The organism is Pseudonocardia yunnanensis, assembly GCF_039534065.1.
Classification (GTDB): Bacteria; Actinomycetota; Actinomycetes; order Mycobacteriales; family Pseudonocardiaceae; genus Pseudonocardia; species Pseudonocardia yunnanensis.
In genome coordinates, this window is record NZ_BAAAUS010000048.1 from 91,404 (window position 1) to 111,638 (window position 20,235).

Sequence of the window (20,235 nt, forward strand, 5' to 3'; positions counted from 1 at the left end):
GTGACCCTACCCCGCCGACAACCAACGAAGCCGCCCCTCACTCATACCCGTCCGCCGCGACACGATGAGCACGGCGACGGCGGCCACGACGATGCCCACGAGATTCACCAGGAGCTGAAGGGCGGATCCGCCCGCCTGGGCATAGCGCCCCTCCACGAGGGCGGTCGACGCGAACGCTGCGGCCGGGACGGTGGTGACGGAGATGAACACACCAACCAGTGAGGCGGACTTCGCCGACGTCAGCGCGAGCATCCCGGCCGCCCCGGCGAGCAGCGCCACGATGAAGGAGAACGGACCCACCTTGTAGATGAAGTCGACCTGATCGACGTTGTCCAGGGTCGCGGTGGAAAGCAGTCCGGTCACGTCGAGTACCAGGGCGGCGAGCGCCGTGATCAGCATTGCGAGCGGAAACCCGACGGCGAGCGCCATCGCCCCCCGGCGCACCAGATCCCCCCGGCGAAGTACCGCGCCGACCGCGATCGCAGCGAGCGGCCCGAACTCGGGGCCGAGCACCATCGCCCCCACCACCGTCACCGCCGAGTCCGTGATGACACCGATCGCCGCCAGCAGGCAGGCGATCGTCAGGAACGCCTGGAAGCTCACCGACAGCCGCGACTCCTCACCGGTGCGTGCCACCAGCTCGTCCCAGATCACGGCATCGGCCGGGTCTCCAGGGGCGGCCGCCTCCGCGGCGTCGGCCGCGTCGGAGAGCGTGGTGTCGATCGCCTCCAGCGTTACGCCCCCGGAGCGGTCGACACCCAGATCGCGCAGCGCGCCGAGCACCGCGTCGACCGATTCCCGAGTCACGTCGGCCTCGACGACGTCCCCCGGAGGCTTCAGCGCGATCCCGGGCAGGACCGTGACATGGGCAGCACCCGGTTCGCCGAGCAGCAGGTCCCGCACCACCTCGGTCTGCCCCACCGGCGAGATCACTCTCATATGCAGCACAGCGACAGCCTGCTCCCGCGATCGACCGGATGGGCAGTCTGCGCGCTCAGAGCTTCGTGGGCGGCTCGTCGGCGACCGGTGCGGCGGCCGCAGGCGCTGCCGGTGGCTTCGCGTCGATCCCCGCCTCCTTGCGCTGCTCGGGCGTGATCGGCGCGGGCGCCCCCGTGAGCGGGTCGAATCCGCCACCCGACTTCGGGAAGGCGATGACGTCACGGATCGAGTCGACGTGCGACAGCAGCATGCAGGTGCGGTCCCAGCCGAACGCGATGCCGCCGTGCGGCGGAGGACCGAACTGAAACGCATCGAGCAGGAACCCGAACTTCTCCCGCTGCTCCTCCTCGTCCATGCCGAGCAGGGCGAACACCCGCTCCTGGACGTCGGAGCGGTGGATACGGATCGAGCCGCCACCGATCTCGTTGCCGTTGCAGACGATGTCGTAGGCGTAGGCGAGCGCCTGGTCGGGCGCCTCCTCGAAGCGATCCATCCACTCCGCGTTGGGCGAGGTGAACGGGTGGTGCACCGCGGTCCAGCCGATCTCGTTGCCCTTGTCGTCGCGGACGCGCTCGAACATCGGCGCGTCGACGACCCAGACGAACGACCACGCGTTCTCGTCCACCAGGCCGCAGCGCCGCGCGATCTCGCCGCGGGCGGCGCCGAGCAGCTCGCGCGCGTCGGAGGGGTGTCCGGCGGCGAAGAAGATGGCGTCGCCCGGCTCGGCGCCCACCGCCTTCGCCAGCCCCTCGCGCTCGGCATCGGAGAGGTTCTTGACGACCGGGCCCCGCTCGCTCACCGAGCCGTCATCGTCCACCAGCACGTACGCGAGGCCGCGGGCCCCGCGCTGCTTCGCCCACTCCTGCCAGGCGTCGAGCTGCTTGCGCGGCTGGCTCGCCCCGCCGGGCATCACGACCGCGCCGACGTAGGGAGCCTGGAACACGCGGAACGACGTGTCGGCGAAGTACTCGGTGAGATCGGTGAGCTCGACGCCGAACCGCATGTCCGGCTTGTCGGAGCCGAAGCGGGCCATCGCGTCGGCGTAGGTGAGACGCGCGATGGGGCGCGGAATCTCGTAGTCGGCGAGCTCCGACCACAGAGCGGAGATGATCGTCTCGCCCAGCTCGATCACGTCGTCCTGCTCGACGAAGCTCATCTCGATGTCGAGCTGGGTGAACTCGGGCTGGCGGTCGGCCCGGAAGTCCTCGTCGCGGTAGCACCGCGCGATCTGGTAGTAGCGCTCGGCGCCGGCCACCATCAGGAGCTGCTTGAACAGCTGCGGGCTCTGCGGCAGGGCGTACCACGACCCTGGACGGAGCCGGGCGGGCACGAGGAAGTCGCGGGCCCCCTCGGGGGTCGAGCGGGTGAGCGTGGGTGTCTCGACCTCCACGAAGTCGCGGTCGTGCAGCACGGTGCGCGCGATGCGGTTGGCTTCGCTGCGCAGTCGCAGCGCCGCCGCCGGGCCGCTGCGACGCAGGTCGAGGTAGCGGTACTTGAGCCGAACCTCCTCGCCGACCTCCGTGTGCTCGTCGAGCGGGAACGGCAGCGGGGCGGACTCGGACAGCACGGTGAGCTCGGTGGCGGTCACCTCGATCTCGCCCGTGGCGAGCTCGGGATTCTCGTTGCCCGCCGGGCGGCGGACGACATCGCCGGTGACCAGGACGCAGAACTCGCCGCGCAGCCGGTGGGCGCGCTCGGCCATCTCTCCCTCGCGGAACACCACCTGGGCGGAGCCGGAGGCGTCGCGGAGATCGATGAAGATCACCCCGCCGTGATCACGGCGGCGCGCCACCCACCCGGCGAGGGTCACGGACTGTCCGGCGTGCTCGGCACGCAGAGTGCCGGCGGGGTGGGTACGCATCACGTGTCGAGGCTATCGGCCGCCCCCGGTCGGCCTGCCAGCAGGTTTCCCCGCCGTTCGCCGCTGCCCACACCGATGCGCTCCTGAGCGCGCCCGTTCGGGCCGCTATCAGGAGCGCGTCGATCCGGCGCAGTTTCGAAGCCCGCCGCTAGGAGTTGATGAACAGGTAGTCGGCCGAGTAGGGCACCGCGGTGACGGCCTGGGTCGACGGGTCACAGGTGCCCGCCGGGGCGACGCCACCGATCGTGTCCAGGCGCAGGATGGCGTGGGTCGACGACAGCTGGCCGTCGGGTGCGCCCGACTGCGTTGCGGCGAGGACGAGCTCAGGGATGTTGTTGGCGCCGTTGTAGATCGTGTCGACGGCCTTGCCGGTCACCGCCGAGTTGTCGGGCGCGATCCATTGCGGCGACCCTCCCGGGCCGGGCTTGACGAACGTGTGCTGGATACCGCCGGTGAGCACGGTGTCGACGTTGACCGGCGTGAACTTGAACGAACCGTCGGATACCTGCCTGGTGCAGGAATAGATCTGGTCACCTTCGACGACCGGGTGGTTCTGGTCCTGGTTGATCGCCTTCTGCAGATTGAGCTGCACCGGCATTGCGTGCAGCTGTCCGCGGACGGCTCCGTCGGGGAAGTCGGCGGTGTGCAGGTTGACGTAGAACTGCTCCGGGTGGCTCTTGATGTTCGCCAGGAGGTCGGGGTCATTCACCGTCACGGTGCCGACCACGGAGGTGCGGCCGTCCGGCAGCTTCGTGCCGAAGAACGGGATCTTCACAGCGCCGTTCACGCCGGCGGGGCCCTGGTGGATGTGCCCCTCGGTCGGCGCTCCGATTCCGGTCCAGGTGAAGGCGTACGACACCTGGTTGCCCTGGATGCGGACCAGGGAGGTGCCGCTGCCGTTCTTGTCGCCTCCTGCCGGCTGCATCTTGCTCGGAACCTCGTTGCTCCCTCGCATAACCGTGCCGAAGAACATCGCATCGCTCTGGTTCTTGACGTCGTACTTGCCGATCGAGTCAGTCGGCATCGCCATGTTCATCGGCATCGGCATCGACATCGACATCGGTGGGCTCGCCGTCGTGCCACCGTTCGGCGCAGCGGGCGCAGGGGCGGGCTGGGCGGCGAGCGCGTCGCCGTTCGTTCCGACAAATACCAAACCGACGATCGCCATACCGGCGGCGGCGGCTCCCAGTACCCGCCGACCCATGATGCGATTCATTCCGTCCTCCCGACCGAGAGCGGTCGCTCTCCTGAAACTGGCCTTGTACTTCTCACACGGCCGGGATCGGGTGGCGTGGTCAACCGGAGCACTGAGGCAAGCGTCATGCCGTTCGGTTCAACCCGATCGGCCTCCCGTACGTGCTCCCCTGAAGTGCCTCGACGCGATGCCAGGGGAACGGCATACCGCAGCGATACACGTTCTTTACCTGCGGGTACGATCGTCGGCGCCGAACCAAACGGCGCGCCATGGGTTCTTCCCGACCGGCGCTCAACGCGTTGTCACAGCAATTGTTTCACCGGCGTAAATGTTTCGGGTCGCCGCCCGAATGCGGCAGCAATAGTGTTGAGCGCACGAGCGATCAGGGCACGCTGCCCATCGCAGAGTTCGCGATGCGCAATGGGATGACCACGACGAACCTGTCACAGCAGTCGGAGCTGTTCCCCGGACGACGGCGGGGTGGCTGTGGCGTGGTCCGCGGACCGAGCGTGCCGGCGCACGGTGGTGGCGGCACCGGCCAGGCCGTGGCGGCGCAGCAACGGTGCGACGCGCTCGGCGAGGGCGTGGCGGTACGCGGGGTCGATGTAGGCGCCCCGGCGGTACAACCGCGCATACGGCTCGACCAGCTTCGGGTGCTCGCGCGCCAGCCAGCCCAGGAACCACTCGCGAGTGCCTGGCCGCAGATGAAGGGCCAGCACCGTGGCGCCCGTGGCCCCAGCCTCCTTCACCTGCGTGAGCAGCGCGTCGAGCGCCTCCGCCGAGTCGGTGAGCAACGGCAGCACCGGCGCCACCATCACGCCGCAGGACAGCCCGGCGTCGGTGATCCGCCGGACGAGGTCGAGCCGCGCGGCCGGTGACGGGGTGCCCGGCTCGAGCCGGGACTGCAGGGATCGGTCGACGAGGGCGATGGACACGCCGAGCCCCACCGGGACGTCGGCTGCCGCCGCTGCGATGAGCGGAAGGTCGCGGGTGAGCACCGTGCCCTTGGTGAGCAGCGAGAACGGGGTGCCGGAGCCTGCCAGCGCCCGGATCACGCCGGGCATGAGCTGGTAGCGCCCTTCGGCGCGTTGGTACGGGTCGGTGTTGGTGCCCATGGCAACGGGCTCGCGACCCCACCGCGGCGACCGCAGCTCACGCTCCAGCACACGCGCGACGTTGACCTTCACGACGATCTGGCTGTCGAAATCGGCGCCGGCGTCGAACTCGAGATAGGTGTGGGTGTTGCGGGCGAAGCAGTTGTGGCTGATCACACCCTCCGCCACGAAGTCGCCGGTGCCGGTGGTGATGTCGTACATCGGCATCTCCACACCGAGCGCCTGCACCGACTCCACCGCCAGCTCCGCCCCGCCGGTGACGGGCGCGCCGCCCAGATCGCGCAGCGTGCTGACCGCGGGGTCGGCAAGCCGCAACAGCCGCAGCAACGCACCGGCCCCACCGAGCAGTCGGACCGTCCGGACCGCACTCCGCCTGCCTTCCGCGCCGCACTCGGTGTGGACCGCGTGCCGCAGACCGAGGCGCCGCAGTGCGCTCGTGACCCGCCCGACGATCTCGGGGGCGACGGGGCGGATCCGCAGTTCCCCGCCCTCGACCGTGCCGCGGGCGTCGATCACCCCTGCGAGGAACCCGGCGTTCCAGTCGACGCCAGGGTTCTCCGGCCAACGCACCACGTCGGTGATCGGCGCGATTGCGCCGCGGCGTGCGGGTGCGGGGATGCGGCCCGGCTCCCAGCCTCCGGCCGGCACCGCCACCGGAAGCTCGACGACGTGCTGGGCCGCCTCGGCGAGGAAGTGGTGGGCCCGGCCCAGGGCCTCGAGCTCCAGGTGGTGGGACGGGAAGCCACCGGAGTGGTCGACGTCGCAGTGATCCACCCCGCGCCCCGGGACATCGCCGACCACCGGACCGTCGGCCCGGACGAGCCCGCACAGGTAGCCCTGCCGGTAGGCGGCGGTGTGCGGGCGCTGCCCCCACCCGGCCGTCGTCTCCGGGCCGGGCCCGAGCAGGCCTGCACCCGGGCGTAGCCGTGGCCGCAGTCCGGAGCGACACCAGCCGCCGCTCACATGGCGCCAGCCGCGATCACTGAGGAACCGGTGCTCCCCACTGGCGACGAGCTCGGTGCCTCCCGCGAGGCGGACCCGAAAGGCGGGCTTGCTGGTGGACCAGTGCGCCAGCACGGTGGTGGGCACGTACCGTCGCTGCCCCCCGACGACCTCCGTGCCCATCACGGCGTCGCCGACGCGCAGTTGCGCGATCGGCCGGACGCGCCCGTCGGCCAGCAGGACGCGGGTGGGGCCCGCCAGGCAGTACACGCAGGCGTGTGAGCACCCGCGGTACGGATTGACCGTCCACCGGAACGGAACCGGCGAGCTGCCCGGCACGCGGTTGAGCACCGACTTGGCCTCGACCTCGTGGAAGACCGTGCCCGCGAACTCCGGGGTGCGCACCGATCGCAGGAGCCCGCGCATCCCCGGTAGCGCCGCCTCCGCCCCGATTCCCTCGTCGAGCACCTGCTGTCCGCTCCACCGCATGCCATCATTCGAACACGTGTTCGACACCCAGGGCAAGGCGGGGTCGGGGGCATACGCCAGTCTGGCTCCATGACCAGGATCCGCTCATGACGATGACGCTGGTGGTGATGGGTGTGTCGGGCGTCGGCAAGAGTTCCGTGGCCGCCGAGCTCGTCGGGCGCACGGGATGGGTGTTCGTCGAGGGCGACGACCTGCATCCCGAGAGCAACCGCGCGAAGATGGCCAGCGGCATTCCGCTCGACGACGACGACCGCCGGCCGTGGCTGCGCCGGGTTGCCGCGTGGATCGGGGAGCAAGAGGCCGCGGGCCGCAACGCCGTGGTCACCTGCTCGGCCCTCAAGCGCGCGTACCGCGACCTGCTGCGCGACGGGCACCCCTCCGAGCGGTTCGTGCATCTGCTCGCGCCGCCGGAGCTGATCTCGGCCAGGATCACCGCCCGCCGCAACCACTACATGCCGCCGTCCCTGCTCGAGAGCCAGCTCGCAACACTGGAGCCCCTCCAGCCCGACGAGCCGGGGATCGAGGTCGAGACCACGGGCGACCCCGCGGCCGTCGCCGAACGGGTACTGGCGCAACTGGGCGACGACATCGTGCTGCCTGCCGACCGGCCCTCCGGCGACAAGCCGGACCGCCCGGCATCGTCCTCGTGATGTGCGTGAATGGGCCCACACCAACCGCCGAACCGTAGACAGGATGATCGCGTGCCGATCGACGAGCCCGGGGCGCGCGGTCAGTCGGGGGCGCCTCGCCGGCACGGGCGATCCGGCATCCCGATCGCTCAACAGCCTGCTCCGCTGATCGGTCGTCCACCCGGATCTCCGCCTGACTCCCCGCGACCGGAGCCCGGCGGACGCGGACCGTCGGAGCGCGCGGACCGCCCGTCCCGATCCGCCACGCGCGCCTCGCCGCAGGAGCGCGAGGAGCCGGCCGACCGCGACGCCGACGCCCCGACCTCGCCCATCGGCATCCCGGCGGTGGGACACCGGCGGGGGGACGAGGATCCCGGCCCCGCCCCGAGGACGCACGCGCGGCGGCGCGCGGTGCCCGTGGACCACGGCGGGCACGGCCACGGCCACGGCCACTCGCCTGCCCCGCCGGCGGGACGCCGGGTACGCATCTTCATCGCTGCGCTGCTCGTCCCGTGCGCAGTGGCCACGCTCGTCGGCATCGTGCTGCTGTGGCCGAGCGGCGGACCGCCGCCCACGGCCCAGCCCGTCGCCCAGCAGCCCGTGCACGCCGAGGTCACCGCCACCAGCAAGGCCGACTGCAGCCCGGGCTCGGGCGACGGCCAGTGCCTCGGGCTCGTTCTCAAGATGGCCGACGGACCGTTGCCCGGGCGCGACCTCGTGCAGGTGGTTCCGGTCGAACCCGGCTCGCCGACGTTCACTGTCGGCGACCCGGTGGTGCTCGGCTTCTCGGGGGGCGACCCGAACGACCCCGGCTCCTACCAGGTCGTCGACTTCCAGCGCGGAACGCCGCTCGTCTGGCTCGCAGCGATCTTCGCGGGCGCGGTGCTCCTGCTCGGGCGCTGGCGTGGGCTCGCCGCGCTCGTGGCTCTCGCGCTGAGCTTCGTGGTGCTGCTGATGTTCGTCCTGCCTGCGATCCTGGACGGCCACAACCCGCTCGCCGTGGCCGTCGTCGGTTCCTGCCTGATCATGTTCGTGGTGCTCTACCTCACCCACGGCCCGTCGGCGCGCACATCCACGGCCGTCCTCGGCACGCTGTTGTCGCTCGCCGTGATCGGCGGCCTGGGCGCCGCGTTCTCCGTGGCCGCCCGGCTCACCGGACTCGACGACCAGACCAGCAACCTGATCGCCACGCTCGGCACGGGCGTCGACGCGCGCGGTCTCCTGCTCGCCGGTGTGGTGATCGGCGCCCTCGGCGTGCTCGACGACGTCACCGTCACCCAGACCAGCGCGGTGTGGGAACTGCGCCGCGCCAACCCGGAGCTGGGGGCACCCGGCCTCTTCGCGGCGGCGATGCGGATCGGGCGCGACCACGTGTCCTCCGCCGTCAACACGCTGGTGCTGGCCTACGCGGGAGCGTCACTGCCGCTGCTGCTGCTGTTCACGCTGTCCGGCCGCGCGCTCGGCGACGTGGTGACCACGCAGGACGTGGCCACCGAAGTGGTGCGCACGCTGGTGGGCAGCATCGGGCTGGTGGCCTCCGTTCCGATCACCACGGCGCTCGCGGCAGTGGTGGCCAGCCGGGAGGCCGACGTCGAGCCGTAGTGCCCGCGCGGTGCCGGCCGCCCACGTCAGGGGCGGCGCGCCAGCAGGCTCGCCTCGCCGTCGCGCTCGGTGTGATCCAGCCTGGTCAGGCCGCCGAAGGCGGCGGGCAGCTCACCGGCGTCGGCGCGAAACGGGCCACCCTCGTCCCCGACCACCGACAACACCGTCACCACGAGCAGTCCGCCGGGAGCGAGGCGGTGCGCGAGCACCGGGTACAGGGTGGGATCGCGAAACCGCTGGCACACGACCACGTCGTACGGCCCGGCGCACCCGTCGGGCAGCCCCTCGTCGAGGTCGTGGGCCCACCAGCGCACCTGCTCGCCGACCCCGCGGTCGGCCGCGAGCGCTGCGCCCGCCGCCAGCGCCGGCTCCGAGACGTCGACCGCGTCGACGCCGAACCCACGCTCCGCGAGCCACACGGCCACCGTGCCGCGGCCGCAGGCCACATCGAGCGCGCGGCCTCCGGCCGGAAGCAGATGCTCACGGCCACGCAGCGCATCCGGCGGCGTGGGCACGGCCGGCGCACCCGCTGCTGCGACCGCCCGGTGCCGCGCGTCCCACCGGTCGCGATCTTCCCTGGTCACGGACGTGGGCCTAGGCGCGCAGCCGGGCGAGCACCTCGTCGGTCGCGACCGCCAGCTCGACGTCCTGCTGCTCCCCCGACAGCAGGTCCTTGAGACCCACGGTGCCCGCCTCGAGGTCGCGTTCCCCGAGCACCAGCGCAAAACGTGCGCCGGACCGGTCGGCGGCCTTCATCGCACCCTTGAGCCCACGGCCGCCGTAGGCCAGGTCGACCCGGACGCCGGCGCGGCGCAGCTGCGCGGCCAGCACCACTAGCCGTCGCTTCGCCGCGTCGCCCAGCGGCACGCCGAAGACCTCGCAGCGTGCCTCGGACCACGGCGCGACGCCCTCCGCGCGGCAGGCGAGAAGCGTGCGGTCCACACCGATGCCGTAGCCGACGCCCGACAGCGGCTGCCCGCCGAGCGTGGCCATCAGACCGTCGTAGCGCCCGCCGCCGCCGATCCCGGACTGGGCGCCGAGACCGTCGTGCACGAACTCGAAGGTCGTCTTCGTGTAGTAGTCCAGGCCCCGCACCATCCGCGGGGTCTCGACGTAGGCCACGCCGAGGTCGTCGAGGTGCTGCTTGACCGCGGCGTGGTGCTCGGCGGAGGCGGCCGAGAGGTGGTCGACGAGCAACGGGGCGTCGGCCAGCAGAGCGCGCACGTCGGCGCGCTTGTCGTCGAGCACTCGCAGCGGGTTGATCGCCGCCCGCTTGCGGGTGGCCTCGTCGAGCGGGAGCCCGGCCAGGAACTCCTGCAGCAACGCCCGGTAGGCCGGGCGGGACTCGGCGTCGCCGAGCGAGGTGATCTCCAGGCGGTAGCCGGTGAGGCCGAGCGCGCGAAACCCCTCGTCGGCGATGGCGATGACCTCGGCGTCGAGCGCCGGGTCGTCCACGCCGATCGCCTCGATGCCCACCTGCTGCAGCTGCCGGTAGCGCCCGGCCTGCGGACGCTCGTAGCGGAAGAACGGGCCCGCGTAGCGCAGCTTCACCGGTAGCCCTGCGCGGTCGAGCCCGTGCTCGATCACCGAGCGCACGACACCGGCCGTGCCCTCCGGGCGCAGTGTCACCGACCGGTCACCGCGGTCGGCGAACGTGTACATCTCCTTGCTCACGACGTCGGTGGACTCGCCGACCCCGCGGGCGTACAGACCGGTCTCCTCGAACACCGGAAGCTCGATGAGCCCGTACCCGGCACGGTCGGCAGCGGCGACGAGCGTGTTGCGGACGTGCTCGAAACCAGCCGAGTCCGGCGGCACGTACTCCGGGATGCCCTTGGGTGCGGCGAACGCGGCAGGACGCTGTTCCACCGCGGCGGCCCGTTCCTCGCTGCGCGCGGCCGTCACAGCCCGCGCCCCGTGGTCGGCAGGTCCAGCCCCTGCAGGAACGGGTTGGAGGCCCGCTCCCGCCCGACGGTGGTGGTGGGCCCGTGCCCGGGCAGGACGACGGCAGAGTCGTCACGGGTGAGGAGCTTGTCGCGCAGGCTCGCCATCATCTGCGCGTGGTCTCCGCCGGGGAGATCGGTGCGACCGATCGAACCCGCGAAGAGCGTGTCGCCGGCAAGGATCACCTCGATCCCCTCCTCGGTGGGGGTGGTGAAGACGACGGAGCCACGGGTGTGGCCCGGTGTGTGGTCGACGCGCAGCGTGAGCCCGGCGATGTCGAGGGCGCTGCCGTCGGCGAGCTCGCGGACCTCGCGGGGTTCGCGCAGCTCCAACCGGCCACCGAAGAACGCCGCCGCGTCCGCCGAGATGCCCTTCATCGGGTCGGCGAGCATCTCCCGGTCCTCCGGGTGGATCCAGGCCGGGATGTCATGACCGTCGCACACGGGCGCGACGCTGTATGTGTGGTCGAAGTGGCCATGGGTCAGCAGCACGGCCACCGGCGTGAGGCGATGCTCGGCGAGCAGCTCCTCCAGGGGCTCGACGGCGTCCTGGCCGGGATCGACCACCACGCACGCCTCGCCCGCAGCCGCTGCCACGACATAGCAGTTGGTCTGGAACGAACCGGCGGGAAATCCTGCGACGAGCACGCCACCAGACTAGGACCTGTCCGACACCGCAGGTCACGCGGTTTACCCCGCACGGAGCCTCGCTCCCCGTACGCGCTGGTGACCACTCCGAAACCTCACAGGAACAGTCGTTATCCTGCGGCCCGGGCAACGAAGGCGAGGGAGTACCGAGTGGCGACGAACCAGATGCGGCGCGATGCGGCCAAGCGGAAGCTGGCGAACCAGCAGCAGCGACGGGCCGCGCGGGCCAAACGTCGTCAGCGGATCGCCATCATCACATCGGTCGCCGTCGTCGTGGTGGTCGTCGTGGGTGTGGTGCTGCTCTCCACCATGGGCCGCGATTCCGCACCGGCCCCGGCCGCCGCCCCTCCGACTCCGACCCCGGCTCCCGCCACGCCCGCCGCGCTGGGCCACTGCGCGTTCACGCCCACGCCGCAGGATCCCGCCGCGAAGCCCGTCCCCGTCCCGACCCTGACCGAAGCGAGCACCAGCGGCACCGTGCCGGCCACGATCCAGACCGACAAGGGGCCGATCCCGCTGACGCTGGACCGCGCCACTGGCCCGTGCGCCGTGGAGAACTTCATGAGCCTCGCGAAGGCGGGCTTCTACAACAACACGCCGTGCCACCGGCTCACCACCACCGAGGGCCTGAAGGTGCTGCAGTGCGGTGACCCCACCGGCACCGGCTCGGGCGGGCCCGGTTACACGATCAACGACGAGCCGCCCACCGGACTGGCGCCGGCCGCCGGCGGCTCCGTGGTCTACCCACGGGGCACCGTGGCGATGGCGAAGACCTCCGCTCCCAACTCCGGGGGCAGCCAGTTCTTCCTCGTCTACGCCGACTCCACCCTCCCGCCGGACTACACCGTCTTCGGCACGATCGGCGCCCCCGGTCTCGCCACCCTGGACAACGTGGCCAAGGCCGGGTCGGACAACTCGAACGGCACCGGTGACGGCAAGCCCGTCACTCCCGTCCAGATCCAGACCGTCACCGTCGGCTGAGCCGGCGGGTGTTCCGAGGGGGCCGCGTAGCGGTCGTCGTGCTGGCCGCGGCGGCCGTGCTGACCGGCTGTTCCTCGGCCCCCGAGCCCTCGGCGGCCCCGCTCGGCGACCAGGTCAGGATCGAGCAGGGCGAGCTTCTCGGCACCACCGACGGCAACGTGCTGCGCTACCAGGGCATCCCCTACGCGGAGCCGCCCGTCGGGGAGCTGCGCTGGGAGCCTCCGCAGCCGCCGCCGTCCTGGACCGGCACGCGGAACGCCACCAGCCCGGGCAGCCGGTGCGCCCAGCTCGCGGCGGCCCCGGCCACCCCCCTCGCCACCGCCGGCAGCACGAGCGAGGACTGCCTCACGCTCAACGTCACGGTTCCGGCCGGCACCACTCCGAGATCGCAGCTGCCGGTGCTCGTCTGGATCCACGGTGGCGGCTTCAACGCCGGTGCCGGCTCCGACGTCGACCCGCGGCGCCTCGTCAGGGCCGGGCCGCTGGTGGTCGTCACGGTCAACTACCGGCTGGGCATCTTCGGCTTCTTCGGCCTGCCCGGGCTGAGCGGCTCCGGGACGTTCGGGCTCCTCGACCAGCAGGCGGCCCTGCAATGGGTGCGTCGCAACATCGCCGCCTTCGGTGGCAACCCCGGTTCCGTCACGCTGGCCGGCGAGTCTGCAGGTGCCGACAGCGTCTGCGCACAACTCGCATCACCCGGCGCGGTGGGCCTGTTCCACCGCGTGATCCTGCAGAGCGGCGGCTGCAGCACCGCGAACATCGTCGACGTCATCCGGCCCGGCAGCGGGCCCGGTGGCGACACCTGGAAGCCACTTCCCCTGGTGGAGGCCGCCGGGGAGGCCGTCGCGAACGAGTTCGGGTGCCCCGACCGCGGCCGGACCCCTGCCCCGACCGTCGCCTGCCTGCGTGCCGTGTCCACCGACCGGCTCGTCGCGGGAGCCGGCGTGTATTGGAGCCCTGCGACGGGCACCCCGGCGCTGCCGCGCCGCCCGTCGGACATCGTGGTGGACCGCGACCTGCGTGCCGTACCGGTGCTCGCCGGGATCACGCGGGACGAGGGCACTCTCTTCAGCGCCGTGTTCTTCGACCAGGCGGGCGCCCCGCTCACCGCAGCCGGCTTCCGCACGCTGCTCACTGCGGCGGCCGGAACGCGCACCGCCGCCGCGATGCTCACCTACCCGCTCACCGGCCGGTCACCGGGCCGGGTCTGGTCGGACGTCATCACCGACCGCGGCTATGCATGCACGATGCTCGCCACCCAGCGCATCCTCGGTCCCCGGGCACCGCTCTACGCCTACGAGTTCGCCGACCCCACGGCGCCCTCACCGTTCGTCGCGCTGCCGCCCCACCTCGCCACCGGCGTCACCCACGGGGCCGAGATGCCCTACCTGTTCGACCTCGTGCCCGCTCAGCCCGCGCTCACGCCAGAACAGCAGGCACTGGCCAAGGAGATGGTGGCCGCGTGGGCGCGGTTCGCCGCAACGGGCAATCCCAACGGCGGCGGCGGCCCGGTCTGGCCTCGGTGGGCGGGCGCGGGCTCGATACTGACGATCACCGGCGCCGGGCACGGCACCGAAGTGCACCCGGCCGCCGAGTTCGCGGCGGCGCACAACTGTGGCCTCTGGGACCTGAGCTGATCCCCGGCATGCGCTTCCCCGGGCACCGCCGCATGCGACCCGGCTAGCTCGCGCTCGTGACCCGGTACACGTCGTAGACGCCCTCCACGTTGCGCACTGCGCGCAACACGTGGCCGAGATGCTTCGGGTCGCCCATCTCGAAGCTGAAGCGCGACACCGCCACACGGTCGCGCGACGTCGTCACCGAGGCCGACAGGATGTTGACCTTCTCGTCGGCCAGCACCTTCGTGATGTCGGAGAGCAGGCGGTGGCGGTCCAGCGCCTCCACCTGGATCGCCACGAGGAACACCGAGCCCGGCGAGACCGCCCACGTGACCTCGACCAGCCGTTCCGAGCGGTTCTGCAGGTCGGAGGCGTTGGTGCAGTCGGTGCGGTGCACGGAGATGCCGCCGCCCCGCGTGACGAACCCGAGGATGTCGTCGCCGGGCACGGGGGTGCAGCAGCGCGCGAGCTTGGTGTACAGGTCGGAGAGATCCCCGCCGGTGATGCTGTCGTCGCCGCGCACCACCACGCCGGCGTCGCCACCGGTGCGCCGCTGCCGCACGGTGGACGGCGTGGCGCGCTCGGCGAGATCCTCCTCTGCCTGCTCCACACCGCCGAGCAGCGCGACGAGACGCTGGACGACGTGACGTGCGCTCGCGTGGCCCTCACCGACCGCGGCGTAGAGCCCGGAGAGGTCGGGGAAGTGCAGCTCGCGCGACAGCGCCGCCATCGCGTCGGCGGAGACGAGCCGCTGCAGCGGCATCGAGGTGCGCCGCGCCTCCCGGGCGATCGCCTCCTTGCCCGCCTCGATCGCCTCCTCGCGGCGCTCCTTGGCGAACCACTGCTTGATCTTGGTCTTGGCGCGCGGAGACGCGACGAACGCGAGCCAGTCGCGGCTCGGGCCCGCGCCCTCGGCCTTCGACGTGAAGATCTCGACGACGTCGCCCGACTCGAGCTTGCGCTCCAGCGCGACGAGCCGGCCGTTGACGCGCGACCCGATACACCGGTTGCCGACCTCGGTGTGCACCGCGTACGCCAGGTCGACGGGAGTGGATCCGGTGGGCAACGTGATGACGTCGCCCTTGGGGGTGAAGACGAAGATCTCCTGCGAGGCGAGGTCGAAGCGCAGCGACTCCAGGAAGTCGCCGGGGTCCGCCGCCTCCCGCTGCCAGTCGAGCAGCTGGCGCATCCAGGACATCTCGTCGACCTCGACGGCGGCCGTGGACCAGTTCGCGCCGTTCTGGTTGCGGGGGCTCTCCTTGTAGCGCCAGTGCGCCGCGATGCCGTACTCCGCGGTGCGGTGCATGTCGTGGGTGCGGATCTGCACCTCGAGGGGCTTGCCGTCCGGCCCGATCACGGTGGTGTGCAGCGACTGGTACACCCCGAACCGCGGCTGGGCGACGTAGTCCTTGAACCGTCCCGGCATCGGCTGCCACAGCGCGTGCACCATGCCCATCGCGGCATAGCAGTCGCGCACCTCGTCGACCAGGACACGCACGCCCACCAGGTCGTGGATGTCGTCGAAGTCCCGGCCCTTGACGATCATCTTCCGGTAGATCGAGTAGTAGTGCTTCGGCCTGCCCTCGACGGTGGCGGCGATGCGGGCGGCGTCGAGCTGCTGCATCACCTCGTCGATGACCTGCTTGAGGTAGGTGTCGCGGGACGGCGCCCGTGTGGCGACCAGCCGGACGATCTCGGAGTACTTCTTCGGGTGCAGGATCGCGAAGGACAGGTCCTCGAGCTCCCACTTGACCGTGGCCATCCCGAGCCGGTGGGCCAGCGGCGCGAGCACCTCGAGCGTCTCGCGGGCCTTCTTGGCCTGCTTCTCCGGCGGCAGGAAGCGCATCGTGCGCATGTTGTGCAACCGGTCGGACAGCTTGATCACGAGCACCCGGGGGTCACGGGCCATCGCGACCACCATCTTGCGGATCGTCTCCGCCTCGGCGGCGGTGCCCAGCTCGACCCTGTCGAGCTTCGTCACCCCGTCGACGAGATGCGCCACCTCTTCGCCGAAGTCGGCGCGCAACCGGTCGAGCGGATAGTCGGTGTCCTCCACCGTGTCGTGCAGTAGCGCCGCCACGAGGGTGGTGGTGTCCATGCCCAGCTCGGCCAGGATGGTGGCAACGGCCAGCGGGTGGGTGATGTACGGGTCACCGGACTTGCGCTTCTGGCCGTCGTGCTTCGATTCGGCCACGTCGTAGGCGCGCTGCAGCAGGGCGAGGTCGGCCTTGGGGTGCAGCGCGCGGTGCACGCTGGCCAGCGGCTCGAGGACGGGGGCGACGACGGCAACGCGCTGCGGCGTCATCCGGCGGGCGATCCGGGCGCGCACCCTCCGCGTGGCCGACGGCCTCGACGTGGTCGCCACCGGGCTCTCCGGACCAGGGAGCGGCGGCGCGACCGGCTGAACCTCCGTCATGCGATATCGCGCTCCACCCGATGGAGGATAGTCCCGTGCCGGCGGAGCGGCTGGGCTGATCCCCCTGCTGGCGGTAGCGCTCGAACCAGGTGCCCGCTCAGAGCTTCAGCAGGGCGTGCACCGGGATCGGGGCGAGCTGCTCGCGGCCCCCGAGCGCCTCCAGCTCCAGCAGGACGGCGAACCCGATCACGTCGGCGCCCGCGTCGGCCAGCAGCTTGTACGCCGCGACCCCCGTGCCCCCGGTGGCCAGCACGTCGTCGACGATGAAGACCTTCGCCCCCGGCGCCACCGTGTCGGCCGACAGCTCCAGAGTGGCGGTGCCGTACTCGAGGTCGTAGGTGCGTGAGGCCGCCACCCGCGGCAGCTTCCCGGCCTTACGGACCGGCACCACACCGGTGCCGGCGACGACGGCCACCGCCGCACCGATCAGGAACCCACGAGCTTCCACCCCGACCACGACATCGGCATCACCGACCAGCGACGCCAGCTCGGTGGTGACCGTCGCGAACGCCTCCGGGTCGGCCAGCACAGGCGTGATGTCCCGGAAGAGGACGCCGGGTGCCGGGTAATCAGGGACGTCACGGACGAGCGCAGCCACGCGCTCGAGCGCGGCCTCCGCCTCCGCATCGGACACGTCCAGCTGGCTCATCGCCGTCCTTCGCTACGTTCGGTCAGCGCTGCGCGCAGACGCTGTACCGACGGATTCGCTCACAACCTCGCGCGGTATCAATGATCCACTCGCAAGCTCGCACCGTATCGATCCTTCGCTCGCGAGCTGGCTCACTCATCCCCGCCTCTTGCCAGTGGGCCTCGACGCCTTGCCTGTGGGCCGGGCCGGGCGTCCGCCGCGCTGCTCCACCGACTTGCCGGGCCGGGCCGGGCGGCTCGCCGCCGCGGCCATCGCCCGCTCCCGGCGTAGCTCGGTGGCGAGCACCCCGTCGTCCGACAGGTCCGGGTCACCATCGGGCTGCCCCTCCGGCTCACCGGCGAGTGCGGACGCCGCCCGCTGGCGACGGGCCACAACCCGCGCCGCCTGCTGCTTGAACCTGCGGTCGCGCATCTTGATGTCGACCAGCAGCGGAGTGGCGAGCAACAGCGACGACAGCGCGCCCGCGATGATGCCGACCATCTGCACCAGCGCGAGGTCGGCCAGCGTGCCGACGCCGAGCAGGCCCACGCCGACCACCATCAGCCCGACCACCGGCAGCACCGCGATCAGCGACGTGTTGATCGAGCGCATCAGCGTCTGGTTGAGCGCGAGGTTCGCCGCCTCGGGGTACGTGCGCCTGGTCAGCCCGAGCAGGCCACGCGTGTTCTCCTTGACCTTGTCGAACACGACCACCGTGTCGTAGAGCGAGAAGCCCAGGATCGTCAGCAGGCCGATCACCGTGGCCGGGCTGACCTCGAACCCGACGATCGAGTACACGCCCGCCGTGACGATCACGTCGTGCGCGAGGGCGATCAGCGCTGCGATCGCCATCGCGCGTTCGAAGTAGAAAGCCAGGAAGATCGTCACCAGCACGAGGAACACCGCCAGCGCGATGATCGCCTGCCGGGTGATCTGGCCGCCCCAGCTCCCGCTGACGTCGCTGTCACTGATCGCCTGCGGCGAGGGCGCCCCGGTGGGCCCGATCGGTTTGAAGGTGTCGAACAGCGCCTGCTTGAGCTGCACGAGCTGGGTGGGGTTCAGAGGCTCGGAGCGGATGAGCACCGAGGCCGAGTTGCCGGTGCCGACCGTCTGCACGGCGGCGGCCTCGTGCCCGGTGACCCGCTCGTAGACCCCGCCGACCGCTTGTACATCGGCCGGCACGGCCGTGCCAGACGCGGAGAACTGAATCTGCGTGCCGCCGGTGAAGTCGATGCCGAGGTTGAAGCCCCGGAAGATGATCGACCCGATACAGATGAGCATGAACAGCCCGAACACGGTGTACCACACGCGCCTGCGCCCGACGATGTCGAACGAGCCGGTGCCGGTGTAGAGGCCGGACAGGCGGCCCCGCTTCCGGGAAGGGGTGGTGGCCATCCCTCAGGCTCCCTTCGATGCGCCGGCCGCGGCTGCGGCCCGCTTGCGATCGGCACCGATCCGCGCCACCGCGCCCAGGCCGGACAGCGTGGGACTGCTGAACAGCCGGGAGCTGGACGCGAGCGCCACCAGCGGATGGGTCACCAGGAACACGACGACCAGGTCGAGCACGGTGGACAGACCCAGGGTGAATGCGAAGCCCTTCACCTGGCCCAGCGCGAGCAGGTACAGCACGGCCGAAGCCAGGAAGCTCACCGCGTCGGCCGACAGGATCGTCCGCCGGGCCCGGACCCAGCCGCGTGGGACCGCCGACCGGAAGGTGCGGCCCTCACGCATCTCGTCCTTGAGCCGTTCGAAGAAGATCACGAACGAGTCGGCGGTGATGCCGATGGCGACGATGAACCCGGCGACACCGGCCAGGTCGAGCGTGAACCCGATCCACCGCCCGAGCAGCACCAGCACGCCGTAGACGATCACTCCGGAGAGCACCAGCGACAGGATCGTCAGCACCCCGAGGATCCGGTAGTAGAAGAGGCAGTAGACGAACACCAGGGCGAGCCCCAGTGCGCCTGCGATCAGACCCGCCTCCAGCGAGGCCAGCCCGAGCGTGGCCGAGACCGTCTGGGCCTCCGACGACGCGAACGACAGCGGCAGCGAGCCGTACCGCAGGACGCCCGCGAGCCGCTGGGCGGACTCCTGGTTGAACTGTCCGGAGATCTCGGTGGGGCCGTAGATCGCGCTCTGGATCGTGGGCGCCGAGACGACCTCGCCGTCGAGCACGAACGCCGCGCTCTTGCCGATGTTCTGCGAGGTGTACTGGCCCCAGGTCGCGGCACCCTGGCTCTTGAACGTGAGGCTGATGACCCAGCCGGCGCCCTGGGTGTTCTGCTGCGCGATGGCGTTGTCGATCTCGGTGCCCTCGAGGAAGGCAGGGCCGAGGACGTACTTCTCGGCGCGGTCCTGGCTGCAGGCGACCAGCGGGAGCGTCGGGTCGTCGTAACCCTTCAGAGGGTCACGCACGTTGCAGTTGAGGCTGGCCAGCGCCATCTGCTGGACAGCAGGGTCGGTGCTCTGACGGAGTTGGCGGGCCTGGTTGATCTCGGCCGCGAGCTGCGGGTCGGCCGGGGCCGACGGGGTGGCCGATCCGGGGGCCGGCGCAGCGGGTGCCGTAGCGGGCGGAGGGGGCGGCGCGGGCGTTGGCGGAGGCGTGGGGTTCTGCAGCGGCTGTGTGAAGGCGACCGGAGCGACGCCACGCTCGACGGGCGCCGACGGGTCGGCCGCGCCCTGCGGCTGCTGGGCAGGGTTCGGCGGGGGTGCGGCAGGCGGAGGAGCCGCAGGGTTACCCGGCGCAGGTGCGGCGGGAGGAGGAGCGCCAGGGGCGCCCGGTGCGGGTGCGACCCCGCCCGGCGCGGCGGGAGCTCCGCCGGGGGGCGCAGGCGGGGTGGCCGCCACCGGGCCACCGACGACCTCGCGGAATCTCAGCTGCGCGGTCTGACCGAGGTCGCGGGCCTGGTCCCCCTCCTGGCCGGGGACCGTGATGGTGAGGTTGCTGCCGTCGAGCACCACCTCGGCGCCGCTGACGCCGAGGCCGTTGACGCGATCCTCGATGATCGACTGGGCCTGCAGGAGCTGCTCCCGAGGCGGCTCGGCGCCGGTCTCGGTGCGCGCCTGCAGGGTGACACGCGTGCCACCCTGCAGGTCGATGCCGAGCTTTGGTGTGGCCCGGCCGTCCCCGGTGAAGAACACCAGTGCGTAGAGCACGACGACGATGCCGAGGAACGCTGCGAGGTAGCGCCAAGGACGAATTCGACCCGGGGTGGTTGCCACTGCTTC

Annotated in this window: 15 protein-coding genes; 4 read left to right on the forward strand and 11 right to left on the reverse strand. The window is 71.5% G+C overall.

Annotated features, from left to right (window positions below; all coding sequences use genetic code 11):
• Positions 1-6: 6 nt before the first annotated feature.
• The 4 genes from ABD743_RS36755 to ABD743_RS36770 form a co-directional block, all read right to left on the reverse strand.
• On the reverse strand, positions 7-948 hold the full coding sequence (locus ABD743_RS36755) for a DUF389 domain-containing protein (protein WP_344728019.1): 942 nt from the start codon (positions 946-948) through the stop codon (positions 7-9).
• A 46-nt stretch (positions 949-994) separates the two neighbouring features.
• Positions 995-2,803 carry an aspartate--tRNA ligase gene (aspS, locus tag ABD743_RS36760; protein ID WP_344728020.1) on the reverse strand — a complete coding sequence of 603 codons (1,809 nt, stop codon included), beginning with the start codon at positions 2,801-2,803 and terminating at the stop codon, positions 995-997.
• Positions 2,804-2,948: 145 nt separating this feature from the next.
• Positions 2,949-4,016 carry a CHRD domain-containing protein gene (locus ABD743_RS36765; RefSeq protein WP_344728022.1) on the reverse strand — a complete coding sequence of 356 codons (1,068 nt, stop codon included), beginning with the start codon at positions 4,014-4,016 and terminating at the stop codon, positions 2,949-2,951.
• Between the two features lie 422 nt (positions 4,017-4,438).
• Positions 4,439-6,541 (reverse strand): intein-containing Rv2578c family radical SAM protein, encoded by a 2,103-nt coding sequence (locus ABD743_RS36770; RefSeq protein ID WP_344728023.1) that lies wholly within the window; start codon positions 6,539-6,541, stop codon positions 4,439-4,441.
• A gap of 86 nt (positions 6,542-6,627) precedes the next feature.
• Here ABD743_RS36770 and ABD743_RS36775 point away from each other — a divergent pair, with 86 nt between their 5' ends.
• Together ABD743_RS36775 and ABD743_RS36780 are read left to right on the forward strand one after the other, a co-directional pair.
• Positions 6,628-7,191, forward strand: coding sequence for a gluconokinase (locus ABD743_RS36775; protein ID WP_344728024.1), 564 nt, complete (start codon positions 6,628-6,630; stop codon positions 7,189-7,191).
• Positions 7,192-7,242: 51 nt separating this feature from the next.
• Positions 7,243-8,772: a YibE/F family protein gene (locus ABD743_RS36780; RefSeq protein ID WP_344728026.1), complete on the forward strand. Its 1,530-nt coding sequence runs from the start codon at positions 7,243-7,245 to the stop codon at positions 8,770-8,772.
• Between the two features lie 26 nt (positions 8,773-8,798).
• Here the strand turns inward: ABD743_RS36780 and ABD743_RS36785 are convergent, their stop codons facing one another.
• From ABD743_RS36785 to ABD743_RS36795, 3 genes are read right to left on the reverse strand one after another with little or no spacing between them, the layout of a single operon-like run.
• Positions 8,799-9,356 (reverse strand): class I SAM-dependent methyltransferase, encoded by a 558-nt coding sequence (locus ABD743_RS36785; protein WP_344728027.1) that lies wholly within the window; start codon positions 9,354-9,356, stop codon positions 8,799-8,801.
• Positions 9,357-9,366: 10 nt separating this feature from the next.
• Positions 9,367-10,641, reverse strand: a complete 1,275-nt coding sequence (gene hisS / locus ABD743_RS36790; protein WP_344728101.1) for a histidine--tRNA ligase — start codon at positions 10,639-10,641, stop codon at positions 9,367-9,369.
• Between the two features lie 32 nt (positions 10,642-10,673).
• Positions 10,674-11,363, reverse strand: a complete 690-nt coding sequence (locus tag ABD743_RS36795; RefSeq protein WP_344728029.1) for an MBL fold metallo-hydrolase — start codon at positions 11,361-11,363, stop codon at positions 10,674-10,676.
• 150 nt (positions 11,364-11,513) lie between these two features.
• On the opposite strand from ABD743_RS36795, the gene ABD743_RS36800 reads away from it, so the two are divergent.
• Positions 11,514-12,344, forward strand: coding sequence for a peptidylprolyl isomerase (locus tag ABD743_RS36800; RefSeq protein WP_344728030.1), 831 nt, complete (start codon positions 11,514-11,516; stop codon positions 12,342-12,344).
• A gap of 8 nt (positions 12,345-12,352) precedes the next feature.
• Entirely contained in the window at positions 12,353-13,981 is a 1,629-nt protein-coding gene (locus ABD743_RS36805) for a carboxylesterase/lipase family protein (protein WP_344728032.1), read from the forward strand.
• A gap of 43 nt (positions 13,982-14,024) precedes the next feature.
• Here the strand turns inward: ABD743_RS36805 and ABD743_RS36810 are convergent, their stop codons facing one another.
• The 4 genes from ABD743_RS36810 to secD form a co-directional block, all read right to left on the reverse strand.
• Positions 14,025-16,379, reverse strand: coding sequence for a RelA/SpoT family protein (locus tag ABD743_RS36810; protein WP_344728034.1), 2,355 nt, complete (start codon positions 16,377-16,379; stop codon positions 14,025-14,027).
• Positions 16,380-16,476: 97 nt separating this feature from the next.
• Positions 16,477-17,028 (reverse strand): adenine phosphoribosyltransferase, encoded by a 552-nt coding sequence (locus tag ABD743_RS36815; RefSeq protein ID WP_344728035.1) that lies wholly within the window; start codon positions 17,026-17,028, stop codon positions 16,477-16,479.
• A gap of 135 nt (positions 17,029-17,163) precedes the next feature.
• The gene (gene secF, locus ABD743_RS36820) at positions 17,164-18,402 is read right to left on the reverse strand and encodes a protein translocase subunit SecF (RefSeq protein WP_344728037.1); all 1,239 of its coding nucleotides are present in this window, start codon (positions 18,400-18,402) and stop codon (positions 17,164-17,166) included.
• 3 nt (positions 18,403-18,405) lie between these two features.
• Positions 18,406-20,229: a protein translocase subunit SecD gene (secD, locus tag ABD743_RS36825; RefSeq protein WP_344728038.1), complete on the reverse strand. Its 1,824-nt coding sequence runs from the start codon at positions 20,227-20,229 to the stop codon at positions 18,406-18,408.
• Positions 20,230-20,235 lie beyond the last annotated feature (6 nt).

What these genes read in the sequence shown, in the direction of transcription:
- ABD743_RS36810 (WP_344728034.1), bottom strand. Translation starts at nt 16,379, where the DNA reads ATGACGGAGGTTCAGCCGGTCGCGCCGCCGCTCCCTGGTCCGGAGAGC.
- ABD743_RS36765 (WP_344728022.1), bottom strand. Translation starts at nt 4,016, where the DNA reads ATGAATCGCATCATGGGTCGGCGGGTACTGGGAGCCGCCGCCGCCGGT.
- secF (WP_344728037.1), bottom strand. Translation starts at nt 18,402, where the DNA reads ATGGCCACCACCCCTTCCCGGAAGCGGGGCCGCCTGTCCGGCCTCTAC.
- ABD743_RS36775 (WP_344728024.1), top strand. Translation starts at nt 6,628, where the DNA reads ATGACGATGACGCTGGTGGTGATGGGTGTGTCGGGCGTCGGCAAGAGT.
- ABD743_RS36770 (WP_344728023.1), bottom strand. Translation starts at nt 6,541, where the DNA reads ATGCGGTGGAGCGGACAGCAGGTGCTCGACGAGGGAATCGGGGCGGAG.
- ABD743_RS36815 (WP_344728035.1), bottom strand. Translation starts at nt 17,028, where the DNA reads ATGAGCCAGCTGGACGTGTCCGATGCGGAGGCGGAGGCCGCGCTCGAG.